Source organism: Leucobacter ruminantium, from assembly GCF_017565705.1.
Lineage (GTDB): Bacteria > Actinomycetota > Actinomycetes > Actinomycetales > Microbacteriaceae > Leucobacter > Leucobacter ruminantium.
Genome location: NZ_JAGDYL010000010.1, coordinates 1 through 14,662, shown reverse-complemented (window position 1 = coordinate 14,662; position 14,662 = coordinate 1). Strand labels below are relative to the sequence as shown.

15 protein-coding genes and 1 pseudogene are annotated in these 14,662 nt (G+C 68.6%); 11 read left to right on the top strand and 5 right to left on the bottom strand.

From position 1 onward, the window contains the following. Nucleotides 1-164 precede the first annotated feature (164 nt). The 10 genes from J4H91_RS07565 (at nucleotide 165) to rsfS (ending at nucleotide 9,907) form a co-directional block, all read left to right on the top strand. Nucleotides 165-2,570: an Rne/Rng family ribonuclease gene (locus J4H91_RS07565; RefSeq protein ID WP_208045656.1), complete on the top strand. Its 2,406-nt coding sequence runs from the start codon at nucleotides 165-167 to the stop codon at nucleotides 2,568-2,570. A 171-nt stretch (nucleotides 2,571-2,741) separates the two neighbouring features. Beyond that, a complete protein-coding gene (rplU, locus tag J4H91_RS07560) occupies nucleotides 2,742-3,050 on the top strand; it encodes a 50S ribosomal protein L21 (RefSeq protein ID WP_208045655.1) in 309 nt (102 codons plus the stop codon). A 34-nt stretch (nucleotides 3,051-3,084) separates the two neighbouring features. Then, complete coding sequence (gene rpmA, locus J4H91_RS07555; RefSeq protein ID WP_208045654.1) at nucleotides 3,085-3,339, top strand: 50S ribosomal protein L27; 255 nt, start codon at nucleotides 3,085-3,087, stop codon at nucleotides 3,337-3,339. 87 nt (nucleotides 3,340-3,426) lie between these two features. Further along, complete coding sequence (gene obgE / locus J4H91_RS07550) at nucleotides 3,427-4,935, top strand: GTPase ObgE (RefSeq protein WP_208045653.1); 1,509 nt, start codon at nucleotides 3,427-3,429, stop codon at nucleotides 4,933-4,935. Continuing rightward, on the top strand, nucleotides 4,932-5,714 hold the full coding sequence (gene proB, locus J4H91_RS07545; RefSeq protein ID WP_208045652.1) for a glutamate 5-kinase: 783 nt from the start codon (nucleotides 4,932-4,934) through the stop codon (nucleotides 5,712-5,714). Before obgE ends, proB begins: the two co-directional genes overlap by 4 nt. Nucleotides 5,715-5,765: 51 nt before the next feature. Next, nucleotides 5,766-7,016: a glutamate-5-semialdehyde dehydrogenase gene (locus J4H91_RS07540; protein WP_208045651.1), complete on the top strand. Its 1,251-nt coding sequence runs from the start codon at nucleotides 5,766-5,768 to the stop codon at nucleotides 7,014-7,016. A gap of 58 nt (nucleotides 7,017-7,074) precedes the next feature. Then, a complete protein-coding gene (locus J4H91_RS07535) occupies nucleotides 7,075-7,284 on the top strand; it encodes a hypothetical protein (protein WP_208045650.1) in 210 nt (69 codons plus the stop codon). Then, nucleotides 7,217-7,894 (top strand): nicotinate-nucleotide adenylyltransferase, encoded by a 678-nt coding sequence (nadD, locus tag J4H91_RS07530; RefSeq protein WP_424960832.1) that lies wholly within the window; start codon nucleotides 7,217-7,219, stop codon nucleotides 7,892-7,894. The genes J4H91_RS07535 and nadD overlap by 68 nt, the downstream gene beginning before the upstream one ends. Continuing rightward, nucleotides 7,891-9,477 carry a hypothetical protein gene (locus tag J4H91_RS07525; protein ID WP_208045648.1) on the top strand — a complete coding sequence of 529 codons (1,587 nt, stop codon included), beginning with the start codon at nucleotides 7,891-7,893 and terminating at the stop codon, nucleotides 9,475-9,477. The genes nadD and J4H91_RS07525 overlap by 4 nt, the downstream gene beginning before the upstream one ends. Before the next feature lie 70 nt (nucleotides 9,478-9,547). After that, nucleotides 9,548-9,907 (top strand): ribosome silencing factor, encoded by a 360-nt coding sequence (gene rsfS, locus J4H91_RS07520; RefSeq protein ID WP_208045743.1) that lies wholly within the window; start codon nucleotides 9,548-9,550, stop codon nucleotides 9,905-9,907. Between the two features lie 39 nt (nucleotides 9,908-9,946). On the opposite strand, the gene J4H91_RS07515 is transcribed toward rsfS, so the two are convergent. The 4 genes from J4H91_RS07515 to J4H91_RS07500 all read right to left on the bottom strand — a co-directional run bounded on the left by J4H91_RS07515 (nucleotide 9,947) and on the right by J4H91_RS07500 (nucleotide 14,053). Next, nucleotides 9,947-10,720, bottom strand: a complete 774-nt coding sequence (locus J4H91_RS07515) for an alpha/beta fold hydrolase (protein ID WP_208045647.1) — start codon at nucleotides 10,718-10,720, stop codon at nucleotides 9,947-9,949. A gap of 5 nt (nucleotides 10,721-10,725) precedes the next feature. After that, entirely contained in the window at nucleotides 10,726-11,550 is an 825-nt protein-coding gene (locus tag J4H91_RS07510; RefSeq protein WP_208045646.1) for an alpha/beta fold hydrolase, read from the bottom strand. A 9-nt stretch (nucleotides 11,551-11,559) separates the two neighbouring features. After that, a complete protein-coding gene (locus tag J4H91_RS07505; protein ID WP_208045645.1) occupies nucleotides 11,560-12,462 on the bottom strand; it encodes an EamA family transporter in 903 nt (300 codons plus the stop codon). 115 nt (nucleotides 12,463-12,577) lie between these two features. Beyond that, the gene (locus J4H91_RS07500; RefSeq protein ID WP_341783473.1) at nucleotides 12,578-14,053 is read right to left on the bottom strand and encodes an MFS transporter; all 1,476 of its coding nucleotides are present in this window, start codon (nucleotides 14,051-14,053) and stop codon (nucleotides 12,578-12,580) included. Nucleotides 14,054-14,093: 40 nt separating this feature from the next. Between J4H91_RS07500 and soxR the strand changes: the two genes are divergently transcribed. Further along, nucleotides 14,094-14,534: a redox-sensitive transcriptional activator SoxR gene (gene soxR / locus J4H91_RS07495; RefSeq protein ID WP_341783472.1), complete on the top strand. Its 441-nt coding sequence runs from the start codon at nucleotides 14,094-14,096 to the stop codon at nucleotides 14,532-14,534. A gap of 10 nt (nucleotides 14,535-14,544) precedes the next feature. Here soxR and J4H91_RS07490 read toward each other — a convergent pair. Further along, nucleotides 14,545-14,662, bottom strand: a pseudogene (locus tag J4H91_RS07490) (IS481 family transposase); the annotation flags it as partial.

The following is a 14,662-nucleotide window of genomic DNA, read 5'->3' as shown; positions in this document are numbered from 1 at the left end:
CCCGTCGCGCGCACAGTCTTCAGGTCGCCGCCAGGCGGCCACCCGGCCACGGCCGAGTGCGGGCGTCGTATACGCCCGCGGACATTCAGGATTCGCGGCACCGCCGCAAGATACAGAGTTCCCGGGGATGCAGCGGCGCTCCGGGTTATAAGGAGACACCAGGAATGGTGAACGATACGCAGAGCGAAGCAGCCGAAGCCGGGGAGACCGGCCCCGTCGAACCGGGTGCGGCGCCCGAGAGCCGCGCGGATGCGGCCGAGGGCCCCGCGCAGCCGGAGGCCGCCGAGGCATCGGAGAATACCGAGCAGTCGGAGAGCACGGAGCCGTCCGAGGCGGCCGAGCCGTCCGAGGGCACCGAGCAGTCGGAGAACACGGTGCAGCCCGAGAACACCGAGCAGCAGCACGCCCCGGGCTCGGCGCTCGTGCCGCAGCCGGTTCAGGAGCTCACACCCGAGGAGCGCTTCCGGGCGACGACGAAGCTCATCTTCATCGCTCCCGATGTGCCGCCGATCCCTCCCCGGCCCCGGCGCAGCGAGCTGGGCCGCCTCGACGACATCCTCGACCGCCGCTTCGGCCGCGACGAGGAGCCCGATGAGCGCGAGGAGCGCGAGCAGACCGGCGGCTCCCGCCGCCGCCGTCAGCGCGGAGCCGACACGGCCTCCGACGACGAGGCCCCGCGCCGCCGCGAGCGGCAGGTCCCCGTGGTCACGGAGCCGCAGAAGGTCAAGGGGTCGACCCGCCTCGAGGCGAAGAAGCAGCGCAGGCGCGACGGCCGCGACGCCGGTCGGCGCCGCATGGTGATCACGGAGTCCGAGTTCCTCGCCCGGCGCGAGGCCGTCGACCGGGAGATGATCGTGCGCACGACCGCCGATCGCGTGCAGATCGGCGTGCTCGAGGACAAGGTGCTCGTGGAGCACTATGTCGCCCGTTCGAGCGAGAACTCCCTCATCGGCAACGTCTACCTCGGCCGCGTGCAGAACGTGCTGCCGAGTATGGAGGCGGCGTTCGTCGACATCGGCCGCGGCCGCAACGCCGTGCTCTACTCCGGCGAGGTGGACTGGTCGGAGTTCGAGGGATCGAACTCGGCGCGCAAGATCGAGAACGCGCTGAAGCCGGGCGATCAGGTGCTCGTGCAGGTCACGAAGGATCCGGTGGGGCACAAGGGGGCGAGGCTCACGAGCCAGATCTCGCTGCCCGGCCGATTCCTCGTCTACGTGCCGGGCGGCGCGATGAACGGCATCTCGCGCAAGCTGCCCGACACCGAGCGCGCGCGCCTGAAGAAGATCCTGAAGGCCGTGCTGCCCGACGGTGCGGGCGTCATCGTGCGCACCGCCGCGGAGGGTGCGAGCGAGGAGCAGCTCACGACCGATGTGCAGCGCCTGGCGCGCCAGTGGGAGTCGATCCGAGCCCGCGCCGAGAAGGGCGGCGGACCGCTGCTGCTGCACTCCGAGCCCGACATGCTCATCAAGATCATCCGCGACGTCTTCAACGAGGATTTCCACAAGCTCGTCATCTCGGGCGCCGACACCTATCGCGTGATCGAGGAGTACCTGACGCAGGTCGCCCCCGACCTCATGCAGCGCGTCGAGCGCTACGAGGGCGAGCGCGATGTCTTCGGCGAGTACCGGGTGCAGGAGCAGATCGCGAAGGCACTCGACCGCAAGGTGTGGCTGCCCTCGGGCGGATCCCTCGTCATCGACCGCACCGAGGCCATGACCGTGGTCGACGTGAACACCGGCAAGTTCGTCGGATCGGGCGGCAACCTCGAGGAGACCGTCACGAAGAACAACCTCGAGGCGGCCGAGGAGATCGTGCGCCAGCTGCGGCTGCGCGACATCGGCGGCATCATCGTGGTCGACTTCATCGACATGGTGCTCGAGTCGAACCGCGACCTCGTGCTGCGCCGCCTCGTCGAGTGCCTGAGCCGCGACCGCACGAAGCACCAGGTCGCCGAGGTGACCTCGCTGGGCCTCGTGCAGATGACCCGCAAGAAGCTGGGTCTGGGCCTGCTGGAGTCGTTCAGCGATCCCTGCGAGGTGTGCGCGGGTCGCGGCATCATCGTGCATCACGAACCGGTCACCAAGCACCGGAGCGAGGGATCCGGCCGCGGCTCGCGTCGCGGCAAGGGGTCGCAGCCGCCGCAGGCTCAGCAGCACGCGCAGGAGCACAAGGCGCAGACGCACGCGATCACCGACGGGGCGAAGAACATGCTCGCTCAGGTCGCCGCGTCGACGATCCCCGTGGCGAAGAACGACGGGGCGTCCGATAGGCCGTCCGCCGCAGGACGGGGCGAGCAGCGCGCGGGGGAGGCCTCCCGCGCGGATGACGCGCCTCGGGACAGGGGCGAGGGCCGCGCTCCGGACGACCTGCTGAACTCCCTGCTCGACGCTCTGCCCGAGGCTCCGGCCGCCGGCACGGGTCGGGCTCGCGGCCGCCGCGCGGCGAGCCTGCGGGCGAGCTCGAGCGACCGGGGCGCCACTCGCGATTCGGAGGCCGCGCGCGAGGCTCAGGCCGCGCTGGCGCAGGCGCTCGAGGAGACCTCGAAGCGAGCGGCCGACGCGGGGGAGTGATCCCTCGTCGACTCCGCTCGCGAAACACGCGGGTGGCGTATTTGACCGGTTTTACCGGAATGAGATATTATTGAGCGTTGGTGCCACTCATCGCGGGTGGTGGAAACGCAGACTTCGAAGCAGGCAGAGCCGCTTCGACAGCATGGACGATCCTCGAGGAATGGGTGACAAGTGGTTTACGCAGTAGTGCGCGCAAGCGGCCGTCAGGAGAAGGTCGAGGTCGGCTCGATCATCACCGTCAATCGCGTGGCAGGTGACGCCAAGGGCAAGCTCGAGCTTCCCGCGGTGCTGCTCGTCGACGGCGACAAGGTGACGACCGACGCCGCGGCTCTGGCCAAGGTGAAGGTGACCGCAGAGGTGCTGAACGACCTCCGCGGCCCGAAGATCGTCATCCAGCGCTACAAGAACAAGACCGGTTACAAGAGCCGCCAGGGTCACCGCCAGGATCTGACCCGCATCAAGGTCACCGGCATCAAGTAACCACTTCCAGACATCACTGAAGGAGTAGAGACTCATGGCACATAAGAAGGGCGCCAGCTCCACCCGCAACGGCCGCGACTCGAATGCGCAGCGCCTCGGCGTGAAGCGCTTCGGCGGTCAGCAGGTGAACGCCGGCGAGATCATCGTGCGTCAGCGCGGCACTCACTTCCACCCCGGCGTGAACGTCGGGCGCGGGGGTGACGACACCCTGTTCGCTCTCGCGGCGGGCGAGGTCGAGTTCGGTGCGAAGGGCGGCCGCAAGGTCGTCAACATCGTGAGCGCGGCCTGACACCCAGGCATTCGACGGCGAGTCGGCCCCTCGACCAACGTGGGGTCCGGCTCGCCTTTTGCCGTATTTAGCTAAGGAATCCTCATCATGGTGACGTTCGTCGACCGAGTGCAGCTGCACCTCCAGGCGGGGCGCGGCGGCAACGGCTGCGTCTCGATTCGACGCGAGAAGTTCAAGCCGCTCGCGGGCCCCGACGGGGGCGCCGGCGGGCACGGCGGCGATATCGTGCTGCTCGCCGACCCGCAGGTCACCACGCTGCTCGAGTACCACCGCCGTCCCCACGTGAGCGCGGAGAACGGCGGGTACGGCGCCGGAGACTACCGCGCCGGGACGAACGGCGCGGAACTCGTGCTCTCGGTGCCGGTCGGAACGGTGGTGAAGGACGCGGCGGGCGAGACGCTCGTCGACCTCACGGAACCCGGCACCCGCTTCCTCGCGGCCAAGGGCGGTATCGGCGGCCTCGGCAACCACGCGCTCGCGAGTTCGAAGCGCAAGGCTCCGGGGTTCGCCCTGCTCGGCACCGAGGGCTGGTCCGGCACGCTCACGCTCGAGCTCAAGACGATCGCCGACGTGGCGCTCGTCGGCTTCCCCTCGGCGGGCAAGTCGAGCCTGATCGCCGCGATGAGCGCGGCCAAGCCGAAGATCGCCGACTACCCGTTCACGACTCTCCACCCGAACCTCGGCGTGGTGCAGGCCGGCGAGTCGCGGTTCACGGTCGCCGATGTGCCCGGCCTCATCGAGGGTGCGAGCGAGGGCAAGGGGCTCGGCCTCGACTTCCTGCGCCACGTCGAACGTTGCAGCGCACTGCTGCACGTCGTCGACTGCGCCACCCTCGAGCCCGGCAGGGATCCGCTCTCCGACCTCGAGGTCATCAAGAGCGAACTCGCCGCCTACCCCGTACCCGAGGGGCAGACGCCCCTCCTCGACCGTCCGCAGCTCGTCGCCCTCAACAAGATCGATGTGCCCGAGGCCCGCGAGCTCGCGGACTTCGTGCGCCCCGAGCTCGAGGCGCAGGGGTATCGCGTGTTCGAGATCTCGACGGTCTCGCACGCCGGCCTGCGCGAGCTCGGCTTCGCACTCGGCGAACTCGTCGACGACGCCCGTCGTGCGGCGCAGGAGTCGGCGGGCGAGACCCCGCAGCGCATCGTGCTGCAGCCGCGAGCGGTGAACGACGGCGGCTTCCGCGTGGTGACGGAGGGCGGCACCTACGGCACGCTCTACCGGGTGCTCGGCGAGAAGCCCGAGCGGTGGGTCGAGCAGACCGACTTCGCGAACGACGAGGCCGTCGGCTACCTGGCCGACCGCCTGCAGAAGCTCGGCATCGAGGACGCGCTCGTCAAGGCCGGGGCCACGGCCGGATCGACCGTGGTGATCGGTCCCGGCTCCGGCGTCGTGTTCGACTGGGAGCCGACCGTGACGAGCGCCGCGGAGGTGCAGATGGGCGCCCGGGGCACCGATCTGCGCGTGGAGCAGAACAACCGACGCACCAACAAGGAACGCCGCAGCGAGTACTACGAGCTCATGGACGCCAAGGCCGAGGCCCGCGCCGAGCTCGAGCGCGAGCGGAAAGCGGGCATGTGGAGCGACGAGGCATGAGCGTCGGAACGGAACTTCACGCCGCGCGGCGCCTCGTCGTCAAGGTCGGCTCGTCATCGGTGAGCGGCGACAACGCCGCGCAGATCCCGACGCTCGTCTCGTCTCTGGCGCGCCTGCACTCCGCGGGGGTCGAGGTGATCCTCGTCTCGAGCGGCGCCATCGCGACCGGCGTGCCGTTCCTGAACCTGGAGCAGCGCCCCGACGATCTCGCGACCCAGCAGGCCGCCGCCGCCGTCGGGCAGAACATCCTGGTGAACCGCTATCAGCGGGCGCTCGGCAGCCACGAGATCATCGCGGGCCAGGTGCTGCTCACCGCGCACGACATGGAGAACCCGACCCACAGGGGCAACGCGAAGCGGGCGCTCGAGCGCCTGCTGCAGCTCGGGATCCTGCCGATCATCAACGAGAACGACACCGTCGCGACCCACGAGATCCGCTTCGGCGACAACGACCGGCTCGCGGCCCTCGTCGCCCGCCTCGTCGGCGCCGACCGTCTCGTGCTGCTCTCCGACGTCGACGCCCTCTACACCGCGCCTCCGGCGACGGCGGGTGCCAAGCGCATCGCTCACGTGCCCTACGGGGACCGCCTGGAGGGCATCGAGATCGGAGAGGCCCGGTCCGGATGGGGCACAGGGGGCGCCGCGACGAAGGTTGAGGCCGCGCGCCTGGCCGCGGAGGCCGGCACGACGGTGCTCCTCACCGAGACCAGGCTCTTCTCGCGCGTGCTCGACGGCGAGGATCACGGCACCCGCTTCGACGGCGCACCGCAGGCCGTCTGACCGGGCGCCGCGATATGCGCGCGCGGTCGGACGACCTCTAAGCTAGGGATCATGTCCAACGACCCCTTCCTCGCCAAGCTCGAACGCGCCCGCGCCGCGGCCAAGACGCTCGCGAACGTCACGACCCTGCGCAAGAACGACGCGCTCGAGGCCATCGCCTCCGCGATCGAGTCGCGGGTCCCGGAGATCATCGAGGCCAACGCGCTCGACCTCGAGCGGGGCAGGGAGAACGGCATCGGCGACGGGCTGCTCGACCGGCTGCGTCTCGACGAGGACCGGCTGCGGGGGCTCGCTGCAGCCGTGCGCGAGGTCATCTCGCTGCCCGATCCGGTCGGGCAGATCGTGCGCGGCAGCACGCTCGCGAACGGCATCGCCATCACGCAGGTGCGCGTCCCGTTCGGCGTGGTCGGAGCGATCTACGAGGCGAGACCCAATGTCACGGTCGACATCGCCGCGCTCGCGCTCAAGAGCGGCAACGGCGCGGTGCTGCGCGGCGGCAGCGCGGCGGAGCACTCGAACCGCGTGCTCGTCGGCCTGATCCAGGAGGCGATCTCGAGCACGGGTCTCGAGGGCGACGCGGTGCAGACGATCGACGAGTTCGGACGCGAGGGCGCCTCGCGTCTCATGCGCGCCCGCGGCTACGTCGATGTGCTGATCCCTCGCGGAAGCGCAGGACTGATCTCGACCGTGGTGAACGAGTCCACCGTTCCCGTGATCGAGACCGGTTCGGGCATCGTGCACGTCTACGTCGACGCGAGCGCCGACGAGGAGATGGCCGTGTCGATCGTCAAGAACGCCAAGACGCATCGCCCGAGCGTGTGCAACGCCGCGGAAACGCTGCTCGTGCACCGCGACGCGGCCGAGCGCCTGCTGCCCCGTCTCGCACGGGAGCTCATCGGCGCCGGCGTCGAGCTGAGTGGCGACGAGGCGACCCGCGCGAGCGTCGCGGGCGTGGCGGCGGCCGACGACGAGACCTGGGCGACGGAGCACCACGCGCTCGAGATGGGTGTGCGCGTCGTGGACTCCATCGACGAGGCGCTCGCCCACATCGAGCGCTATTCCACCCGCCATACCGAGGCGATCGTCACCGAGGACTACGCGAACGCCGAGCGCTTCCTGGCCGAAGTCGACTCGGCAGTGGTGATGGTCAACGCTTCGACGCGGTTCACCGACGGCGGCGAGTTCGGCTTCGGCGCCGAGGTCGGCATCTCGACCCAGAAGCTCCATGCGCGCGGGCCGATGGGCCTGCCCGAGCTCACGAGCACGAAATGGCTCGTGCGCGGCGCGGGGCAGATCCGCTAGGCGGAACCGATAGACTGATCCGCAACAGTCCGTTCTCGTATCGATGACAGGGGTTTCAATGTCCATTCTCGCCACGATCGCCGTCGCCGCCGAAGGCGGGCACCACGTCGTCAACGAGCTGCCCTTCCCCGCACCCGTCTTCGGTATCGTCACGTTCGCGATCTTCACCGCTCTCGCAGTGGTGACCTTCTCCTTCCGCGATGTCGCGAACCGCCACTCGGCCAAGGCGGAGGCATACGCGCGCGAGCACGGCGCCGACCAGCACTGACCCGAAGGTGGAGACCAAGCAGCGTCGAGTGGGGGTGATGGGCGGCACCTTCGACCCGATCCATCACGGCCATCTCGTCGCGGCGAGCGAGGTCGCCCAGAGCTTCGACCTCGACGAGGTCGTGTTCGTGCCGACCGGGCGCCCGTGGCAGAAGACCAGGGTCTCCGAGAGCGAGCATCGCTACCTCATGACGGTGATCGCCACCGCGTCCAATCCCCGCTTCACGGTGAGCCGGGTGGATGTCGACCGCGAAGGACTGACCTACACGGTCGATACGCTGAGGGATCTGCGCCGCCAGATGCCGGATGCGGAGCTCTTCTTCATCTCGGGAGCCGATGCGGTCGAGCAGATCCTGAGCTGGAAGGACGTGGACAAGCTCTGGGAGATGGCCCACTTCATCGCCGTCTCCCGGCCCGGGCACGAGCTCTCGCTTTCGGGTTTGTCGGGGGAACACGTAAGCTTGTTGGAGGTTCCCGCACTTGCTATTTCCTCAACGGATTGTCGAGCGCGGGTGGCTAGGGGATACCCGGTGTGGTATTTGGTGCCGGACGGTGTCGTACAGTACATCGCGAAGCACGGCCTGTACACCGAGGAAGTGACGAAGAGATGAGTGAGCACGACGAACAGCGTCCGATGACGCGCCGCGAACGCCGCATGCGGGAGATGGCGGAGACGGGTGCTCTGGACCTCTCGGAGGCCCTGCAGGAGCAGCAGACGGCGGAAGCCGCGACTCCCGAGGCTGCAACGACGCAGTCCGAGGGTGCCGAGCCGACTCCCGCGGAGGCGCCGGAGGTCGGCGAGATCGAGATCTCGCCGTTCAACGAGGACGGCACTCCGCGCAGCCGCCGCGAGATGCGTCAGCTGCGAGAGGCGGCCCTGGCGGAGCGCGAGGCTGCGCAGGCCGCCGTCCCTGCCGACGCCGAAGCGGCCCCGGAGGCTTCCGCCGAGGCCCCGGAGGCTCCCGCCGAGGCTCAGGCCTCGAAGACCGAGGCTCCGGTCGAGGCCGTGATCGCCGAGTCGGTGCCCGAACAGGATTCCGCTGAAACCGAAGCCGCCGACGCCCCGTCGGATGCCGACGCTGCCGCGGACGCGGAGCATCGCGAGCAGGGCGCCGGGCTGTTCGACGACGGCGAGACCGCTGTTCCCGCCCCGCCCGTTTCCGCGGTGCGATCCTCCGCTCAGCCGGAGGCTCCCGTGGACGTGCCCGACTTCGACACGCTGATGGCTCCGCCGACCGAGCCCTTCTCCGTCGAGGAGCTTCGCGAGGCGGAGCAGACCGGCTCTGGCGAGGACACCGGCTTGACCGAGGACGGCGAGGGATCGGCCGCGGCGGCGGAGCCCGTCCCGGCAGAGAAGCCGAAGCGCCGCTTCTGGCAGCGCAACAAGTCTGAGGCCGCCTCCGAGCCCGCGGACGCCGAACCGGAAGGCTCCGACGCGCCGGTCGCGACTGAGCAGTCGGCTCAGCCCGAGCCGGCTCAGCCCGAGCCCGCTTCCGCCAGCGCGGAGCCCGCTCCCGAGCGGCCGGAGCCGCACGCAGAGATCGCACCCGAGACCGCGGCGATACCGGCCGAGGTCCCCGAGGCGGTGCAGCCGGATCCCTCGCCCCAGTCGCAGGATTCTGCGCAGCCCAAGTACTCCTTCCCCGACATCCAGCCGCCCGAGGAGTGGCGCTCGGTGTTCGACGACCCGTCGGCGCGCTCCGTGCCCGAGCAGGGAGCGGAGGCCGGCGGCGATTTCGACGACCTCATCTCGCGCGCCGTCGCCCAGGAGGGTGCGACCGGCTCTTCGACCTCTGCGCTGATCCTGCCTTCGATGCCCGAGGACACCGGCGGCCTCACGGGGCCCCTGGGGGCGACGGGGGAACTGTACGTCACGGGATCGATCGAGCTGTCGAGGTCCATCAGCGAGACCGGCGGACACTCCGCGCTGCACGACTCGCTGAAGTTCGAACCGGTCACGATGCCCGTGGCCGACGAACCCGCTCCGCCTGCCGCCGAGGAGGGAGGTCCGACTCCCGTCGCGGCGAAGCACGCCGTCAGCGCGCGCATGCCCTCCGGCGTGCCCGTCGTCGCGAAGCCCACCAAGGAGAAGAGCAAGCTCCCGCTCATCCTGACCCTCTCCGGAGGCGGCCTGCTCGCGGCGATCATCGGGCTCGGCGTGTGGGGCGCGATGAACGGCATGTTCTCGGGCTAGCGGCCCGAACCCGACTTTTCGAGACGAAGGAACGACACTGAACGCAGAAGTGAACCAGACGACCGACGTGATGGCCGCGCTCGAGGCAGCCGTTCGAGCAGCCGACGACAAAGGGGCGACCGCGCCTGTCGCCCTGCAGGTCGCGGAGCAGTTCGGTCTCGCCGACGCGTTCCTGATCGTCACCGGCTCCGTCGAGCGCAACGTGCAGGCGATCTCGGACGCCGTCGAGGACGCGCTGAACGCCATCGGCGTTCGCACCATCCGCCGTGAGGGCCGCGAGAGCGGCCGCTGGGTGCTGCTCGATTTCGGCGACCTCATCGTGCACGTCTTCCACCAGGAGGAGCGCGACTTCTACCAGCTCGAGAAGCTGTGGCGCGACTGCCCGGCGATCGACCTCAGCGCCGCGCTCGCGGCACCCGCAGGGGAGTAGCGGGTCACGGGTCGGCGGCGCCGGTGTACGGGTAGCGCGTCAAGACTGCGCGAGCTTCGGGCACTCAGCCTCGCCATGTCCGATCGTCACCGCGCGAATGCTGCGGGCCACGAGGGCGGGGTTGCTGAAGGGGAGCGTGTGGCCCGCATCTGAGTCGAGCTCGAGGGAGCAGCGCGGGTTCGCGGCCTGCAGCAGCTGGGCGGATCGCCGAACCGGGCGCGGCTCGCGGCCGCCGGCGAGCACGATGGCGGCGTCCGCGAAACGTGCCCACCCTGGCGGAGGTACGAACGCGCCATTCGCAGCCACAATGTTGAGCAAGGTCGCCTTCGAGATCGAATCGGAAGTTCGAAGGTAGTCGGGCACGAGTGCGGACGGCACGCCGAGAACCCTTGCTTGCGTGCGTGCAAAACGCTCGTTCCTCGCGAGCCTCACGGTCGACGAGAGCAGTGCTCGCGTGAAGCCCGGCGCGCGCGATGGGATCGCGAGGGCGCTGATCGAAACGATTCCGCTCACAAGCTCAGGGCTTTCGCTCGCGAGCGCGAGTGCCAGTTGCGCCCCGAGCGAGAAACCTGCAATGGCAACCGGGCCAGTGGTCCGCTCCGCGAGCATCGCGCGCAGCTGCTCGAGCGTCTGCTCATGCGAAATATAGTCTTCATCCGCGCTGTGGTCATGGCCGGGCAAGTCCGGCGCGATGAGGCGGTACTCGTCACCGAGCTCGGCCCGCACGGGCTTCCACATCCAGCCTGCGACCCCACCGCCGTGCAGCAGCACAACGGTGCGTGGCAGCTCCGGGTTGCACTCCGCAACAAACACGTTCGTCACTCCTCGCCGCTCACGAGCCGCGGATGCCACTGGCCGAGAATCTCGCAGAGGGTCGCCGTACTCTGGGCGGGCGCGTCCCACGTGACGATGTGTCCGGCATCCGCGACGACGTGAGCCGTGACCCCCTCGGCTGCAGCCCACTCGCCCATCGCCTGCGAGATATTGCCCGTCTGATCGTCACGGCCGCGCATGAGACCGATCGGGACAGGCGAGCGATATGCGGGGTCGGGTGCGATGAACGATGAGGTCGCACGCCATACGTCGAGGAAGGTCTGCTTCGGCATCCGGGTGAAGGTCTCAGTTGCCCGCTTGATCGCCGCCGGGGTCACAGCGGATGCCTTCGCCATGAGCCCCGGCAAACTCCGAGCCGGGATGAGCGCGAGCGCGGGTGCCGCAAGCCCGAGCAAGAAATGTGAAGCGGCCGAGAGTGGGCCGGTGTTCCACGCCGAGTCGACGATGACGACGCCGCTTGCGCGGTCCGGATGCATCCGCACAAAGGCCTGCGCGATATTGCCGCCGAGCGAATGGCCGATGAGGACGGGATCGGTGACTCGCGTCTCATCGAGCAACGCCGCGAGGTCGTTGAACGCATCTTCGGCCGTGAATCGCGTGCCGGCCGCGAGTGTGGACCGCCCGTGCGCGCGAAGATCCCATTGCACAACGCGCGCACCGACGGTCACGAGCGCGTGGGCCTGGTCGTCGAACGTGGTGTGATCGAGGCCCGCGCCATGGATGAAAACAACTGTCGGCGATCCCTGACCGGAATCGCCGTATGCAATGCTCGCGGTCGGGCGCTGCAGCACGCGGTCGAGTGTCACCATGTCTCGACGCTACCGATCATTTGCTCTTCGCGCAGTGAGTTGGCCCGCGACCATCGCCGCGAGCGCGAGCCCGAACCCGACGAGCTGAGTCGGTGCGAGCGATTCGCCCGCCAGCACGGCACCCAAGAGCGCAGCCACCAGAGGCGAGAGCAAACCGAGGAGGGCAGTCGCGGTCACGGGAAGTTGTCGGATGCCCGCGAACCACAGCGAATATGCAAGCAAGGCGCCCATAACGCCGAGCCAGGCGTACCCGAACCAGGCTTTCGCGTCGATGGTCGGCACGCCGTCGATCAGCAGCGCGGGGAGAAGCAGCATGAGGCCCGCAGCTGTGAGTTGCCACCCGGCAAACGCGATCGCGGATGCTCCTGGTGGACGTCCCCACTTCTTCGCGAGCGTGACACCAACGGCCATCGATGCTGCGCCCGCAAGCCCGGAGACAACGCCGACGGCGTTCATCCCCGCGCCCGGCCCCAGGACGACAAGCCCCACACCGACGAGTCCGATGACGCCCCACAGCACGCTCAACCCCGAGATGCGCTGGCGCAAAATGCCCACGGTGAGGAAGGCGACAATAATGGGTTGGCTCGCGCCGAGTGTCGCTGCAACACCGCCCGGAAGGTTCTGCGCGGCCACGAACAGCAACGGGAAGAATGCTCCCATGTTGAGCACCCCGAGCACGAAGCTGCGCGGCACCCATACCCCATGCGGCAGCTGTCGCGAGATGATCAGGGCGATGAGGCCCGCGGGCAGCGAGCGCATCATGGCGGCAAACATCGGATGCCCCGGCGGCAACAGTTGTGTCGTCACGATGTAGGTCGTGCCCCACACGATCGGCGCGATGGCGGTGAGGAGGACCCATCCGATTCGGATTCGCGGCGCTGCCTCGGTGCGCGTGTGGTCGAGCGTGCTCATGAGGCCGCCCCCGCGTTCACGTGGGCGTGTGAGTCGAGCAGTATGTCGGGCCCCGATGTCAGAGCCATGCCGAATGCCACGATCGCGATGCCGAGAATTGCGGGTGCTTCGGGCACTATTGCTCGATTCCGCGGCTCGCGCGCCGAGAGAAGACGGTTCCGACGATCGCGATGATGGCGAAGGTGATCATGAGGGTGCGGGCCGCGTGCACCATGTCTGGCAGGGCGAAGTTCACGATCATGCCGGCGAGGGTCGCGCTGAACGCCTGAGCGATGATGAGCACGGTGTTGATCGCGGCGGCCGCTTTCGCGCCTTCTTCCTCATTCCTCGTGCTCCCGAGCGCGGCGACCGTGAGGTGCGGGAATGCCAGGCCGATGCCGCTTCCCGCGCAGAAGAGCGTCACGAACCACAACACGAGCACGGTCGCGGATGGCCCACTGTGTTGGAGAGCCCCGTAGGCGGCGAGCCCCAGGCAGACGACAACAGGACCGACGGCGATGAGCAGCCGTTGTGTCGCAGCACTCGCGACGTTGGCTGAGAACACCTGCACGATCGACCATCCGAACGATAGCGCTGCGCCGAGCAGCCCGGCAACGAGCGGACCCATGAGCCCGATCTCTTGCCCGAAGAGTGGCACGAACGCCTCCGTGCCGATCGCGAAGGCGAAAACGGCGACGGTCAGGTACACAGCGGCAAGCGGTGAACGCCGGTCGAATGCGATCCGCGGCAGAATGCCGTTCGTGCTGCGCTTCTCGTGGGCGATGAAGAGCAGCGCAAGAACGACGCCCGCTGCGAAAGCGATCACGGTGCCCAAGCCGACCGGCAGAACGCTCGCGATCGCGATCGCGATAACACCACTGCCGACAAGGCCGAGCGAAACCCACGGCACAACCTCATCAGAGCGACCACGCTCGGTGCGCGGAAGCGCCTTCATCGCGACGAGACTCAGCAAGATTGCGGCGCCGGCCAGGCAGGTGAAGTTGAGTCGCCACGCACCGAACTGTGCGAACAGCCCGCCGACGAGTGGGCCGAGGATGTTTCCGATACCCCACATCGCCGAAACGAGCGCGGCGCCGCGAGCCCAGAGGCGTTCGGGGAGCGCGCGCTGCAGCATGACGTAGCCGAGCCCGGCGAGGAGCCCACCGCCGAGCCCCTGCACCGTACGACCCGCCAGAAGCACAGGCATCGTCGGGCTCGCGGCGCAGATGAACGAGCCGAGCGCAAATGTGCCGAGTGCGATGAGATACGCGCCGATGGCGCCCCAGTGCATAAGCGCGCGACTGACGAGCATCGAGGTGACGATCGAGGCCAGGAGAAACGCCGTCATGGTCCAGGCGTACAGCTCCATTCCGCCGATCTCGCCGACGATCGTGGGCAAGAGGCTTGTCGTGAGGTAGACATTGCTCGCCTCGACGAGCACGCCACCGGCGAGAACGATCGCGATGGGCGCATTGCGCCCGGTGAGAAGTTCGCGCCACGTTCCCGTCGCGGTCTGTACTGGTGTGCTGTCGGTCATTGCGTTCCAATCGCCGAGTCTGATGACGTGGCCCGTCGCTGCCGCGAAGTGCCGCGAAAGGTCGATTGTCGCCACGCTAATACCTCAAGTAAGCTTGAGGTCAAGTGACGGGGAGGTGTTCGTGGAACCTGAAGACCTGCTCGCCATCGGCGAGGTCTCTCGCCGCACGGGCGTGCCTGTTTCGGCCCTGCACTTCTACGAGCAGCTCGGGCTCATCTGCTCGACCCGAACTGCAGGAAACCAGAGACGCTACCGCCGCCACATGATCCGCCGTATCTCGTTGATCGTCGTCGCAAAGCGTCTCGGGATCTCGCTCGATCAGGTCGGTGAGGTCTTCACAACGCTCCCGCTCGACGGCACACCGACACAGGCCGACTGGAAGCGCGTCGCCAGACTCTGGCGCGAGGAGATCGCCGCGCGCCGCAAGCAGCTCGAGAACCTGCAGCGCGAGCTGACCGGCTGCATCGGATGCGGCTGCCTCTCCCTCAACGCGTGCCGACTCCTCAACACCGACGACGAACTCGCCGCTGAGGGCCCGGGCCCCCGGCGCATCTAGTTGTACCCGGTCAGGACGTTGGTTCCAGTCGGCTGATCGGTGGGAAGCCTCTCAGGGCTGAGTGGCAGCGTCCAGTGTTGTAGAACTCGAGCCAGGGTGCAAGCGCCCTCGTGCGTTCCGTGTTCGTG